Below are 3,306 nucleotides of genomic sequence, written 5' to 3'. Positions count from 1 at the left end.
TAAAATTTAATCAATAAGTTATAGCAATATCTTAGTGAGCTTTTGCTCCACCATTACACTCTCTTTTTGGTGCAAATTCTTCAAAACGATTTGCACCAAAAATCTGCTTAAAAACTAAATCTTATTTTATATCTCTCACAGAGCGAAAGCCATTCCGGTTTTACCTCTTTGATATTGAGTCTGTTGCCTTTCTTGAGGTTTCTGAATCTTTTGTGTAATCTCTTGTTTCTGGCTTTCTGAGGCGCCAAGGCATTGTTGTTGTACTCCTTGTGCTTGTGTAATATCTTCTCTTGCTTCTCTTACAGCGCATATGTAAGCTCTCACAGCGTGCTGAAGGTGTTGTTGACAATCTTCAGCATTTCGACGTGCACGACTTCTGAAGCCGCAGATACTATGACCGGCGAGTTTATGAAAAGATGCAGGATTTGTTGTGAGATCCTGTAAAAGTTGTTCTGCTGTTTCAGGACTTGTTAAAATATTCTCCATATGCTGCTGCAAAACATTCTCGCGGCCAAATACAGAGTTGCTCCAATATTTAATGCGTCTGTTGTGTCTTCGAACGTTGTCGTCATTTCTAACCGCGGCAATCACTTCCGCATTTGAGAGAGGAGCTTTTGATGGAGAAACTGTTGCCTGCGCTGTTGTAACTGCCGATTTGCTTGCTTGCATATGTTGCTGTTCTTGGGTTTTTTGTTGTGTAATTTCTCTGCTCTGGCTTCTTGACGGACCAAAACGTCCTTGTTGTGGTTGCTGTTGTAGTATTTGCTGCTCTTGTAAGATAATTTCTCTCGCGTCTTTTACAGCGTATATGTAACTTGCAAAAGCGTCATACAGATGGGTTAAACGATTTTCAGCACGAATACGCGCACCACTTTTAATGCCACATATGTTATAACCGGCAAATTTATGAAAAGATTCAGGACATGCTGCAATCCCCCATAAAATTTTTTCTTTCCCAGCAGGATCTTTTAAAACAGCCTCCATCTGCTTCTGAAAAACCTGCGAGTTACCATATACGATTTCACTCCAATTTGTGACTCGTGCACGATAGTCTCGAACGAATGTATCGTTTCGTAAACGATCAACCTGCTCCTTTGAGAGAGGCGTTTTTACCTTTCCTTCAGAAGACCTCTTCAGGTGTTCTTCCACCGACGGATTTTCTTTTGGAAGTGTGACGCCCATATTGCCATATGTATATATCACGGCTTGCGTAAGATTATCAAAGGCATCGCATAACTCAGGAAACTTGCTTTCAGCTCGTCTGCGTGCGCTTGTCTTCAAACCACATACTTCCTTACCTGCAAAAGGGTGAATAGATGCAGGATTTTGTATCATGATTCTTACGATTGAACCTTTCAACTCAGGATATCTGGTGATCTCCTCAATTTTTAAATTCAAAACAGAAGCATCACCATAAATGACACCAGCCAAACGTCGGACTTCTTCTGCATGCAATCTAACCAATGAATTCTCCCGCACTCTTTCAAAGATTTCATGTGCTGAGCGGGGCGTTTCCTTTGGTTGAGATCTTGTGTGTAGAGATCCTAAACTAAGAGATGAACTCGGTTGTTGACGTTTTTGTGTTTCTTCTGGCATGCGAGAGGGAGAGAGCGTTTTTTTTCCCATATATATATTCCTTTCAAGCTATAAAATATCTTCCCAGAAAAATCCTTAATGTGTTTTTCATCCTCATTTTTTTGATAATTTTTATTCAAAACGTCATTTCAATTCAGATGAACTACTAAGATTCTATATAACACATAATGTGTCAATATGTATGACTTTATACGTTTTTTTTGTGTTTATCAATAAGGCATAATTAAATTACAAAAAATATTTTGCTGTATTTTTGGCACAAACCATCTGCAGAATTTGTGCCAAGAAATTTTATTTAAAATTAGGGTTTATTTCATGCACATTTAGAGAGCGAGAGACAGCGCTTTACTTCTTGGAGGTTTACGTGGTGGTGTAGGGCCTGGTGCGCTTTCATGTAGAGTAACTTCAGCACCCGTTGATGTGTCCTCAAGAGACCGTGATTTTTTTTGCTGAAACTTATCAAATAGTTCCAACATCACTTTACTGTATCTCTTTCTTACCTGCTGTTGTTGCAATATATTCTCTCTTGTCTGCTGTACAGCATCTGCAAAGCCTCCAACAGAATCAAGCAACCGTGGAAGAGCTGCTTCAGCATGTGCGCGTGCTTTATTTTTAATACAACACATTTGGAAACCGGCCAATTTATGGAAAGACTCAGGCTGTGCTGCAAGTTGTGGTATCAATTCACGTCTCGTAGAGGGATCTTGGGATAACTCTCTCATTGGTTCCGATAAAGCATTTGAATTTCCAAAAGCAATTTGACACCAGTATTCTATTCGGGAATGTAATTTTTGGACCAAAGGATCCTTTTGAACCATGATATTTAATTCTGCGTCTGACAAAGGTTTGTATCCTCGTTCAGAACGAGATGAATCTTGTAAAATTTGGCTTAGTTGAAAGCCGCCCATGGTCTTTTCATAAAATTTTAATTCCGTCGATGTAAATTCACGCAAACACCCTCTTGCATAATCTACTATTGACGTATATTGCTCGATAGCTTCACACAGAGGTAGGATATCCTCTTCAGCGCGTCTGCGTGCCCTATTTTTTATGCCACATACATTTCTACCAGCAAGTTTAGCAAAACTCTCGGGATGTAGTGCAAGTTGCCACGCAAGATCCTTTCCTAAACGAGGGTTTGCTTGAATTGCCTGAACTTTTCCCCATAAAGCCCTTTTGTTGCCATACACACTGTGACAGTAACGTTCAACGTCTTCTTTAAATGCTTGAACCAACTGATTGTATGGAACCAATTTTGAAATTTGCTCTTCCGAGAGCGTTATTGCCGCTCTTGGTACAACGCTTCCAGGATGTACGTTTCTTTCTCTTTGCGCGGCTCCAGTCGTATTATCTTCCGTTGGAGATTCTGTTGAATGATCAACAGTACTAGAAGCGTCATCGGCTGAAAGGGGTCTTCTTCCCCTTGTTCCTCGGGCAGAATATGGGGCTCTATTCGGGGAACCAATGCCTGAATAGTGTTGTACTAATTGCTGTATGCTAGGTTCTTTAGAAGTGGATGGTTGACTTTTTTTCATGCATATATCCTTTTAAAAAAATTAACGTGCTTTTCACTTTCACGTTTCGATAGCTTCTGTACAAAGAGAGATATCGATTCAAACGATCTTCGAAGATTTCATGCTATCCATGCCTATCGAAATCAATATTTGTGTTTTTTGTACGGTTTTTTTATGGAATTTTATTGATATATTA

Annotated in this window: 2 protein-coding genes; both read right to left on the bottom strand. The window is 39.7% G+C overall.

The window, feature by feature from the left end; genetic code table 11:
- Positions 1-135 precede the first annotated feature (135 nt).
- Positions 136-1,626: a BID domain-containing T4SS effector gene (locus J7R07_RS07890; protein WP_208436315.1), complete on the bottom strand. Its 1,491-nt coding sequence runs from the start codon at positions 1,624-1,626 to the stop codon at positions 136-138.
- Between the two features lie 293 nt (positions 1,627-1,919).
- Positions 1,920-3,131: a BID domain-containing T4SS effector gene (locus tag J7R07_RS07885; RefSeq protein WP_208436314.1), complete on the bottom strand. Its 1,212-nt coding sequence runs from the start codon at positions 3,129-3,131 to the stop codon at positions 1,920-1,922.
- Positions 3,132-3,306 lie beyond the last annotated feature (175 nt).

The organism is Bartonella phoceensis (assembly GCF_902825145.1).
GTDB classification, from domain to species: domain Bacteria; phylum Pseudomonadota; class Alphaproteobacteria; order Rhizobiales; family Rhizobiaceae; genus Bartonella; species Bartonella phoceensis.
The sequence above is the reverse complement of the archived record's forward strand: the minus strand, read 5'-3'. Positions and strand labels throughout refer to the sequence as shown.

Excerpts from the sequence above, each read along its gene's own strand:
- J7R07_RS07890 (WP_208436315.1), bottom strand. The coding sequence starts at position 1,626 with ATGGGAAAAAAAACGCTCTCTCCCTCTCGCATGCCAGAAGAAACACAA.
- J7R07_RS07885 (WP_208436314.1), bottom strand. The coding sequence starts at position 3,131 with ATGAAAAAAAGTCAACCATCCACTTCTAAAGAACCTAGCATACAGCAA.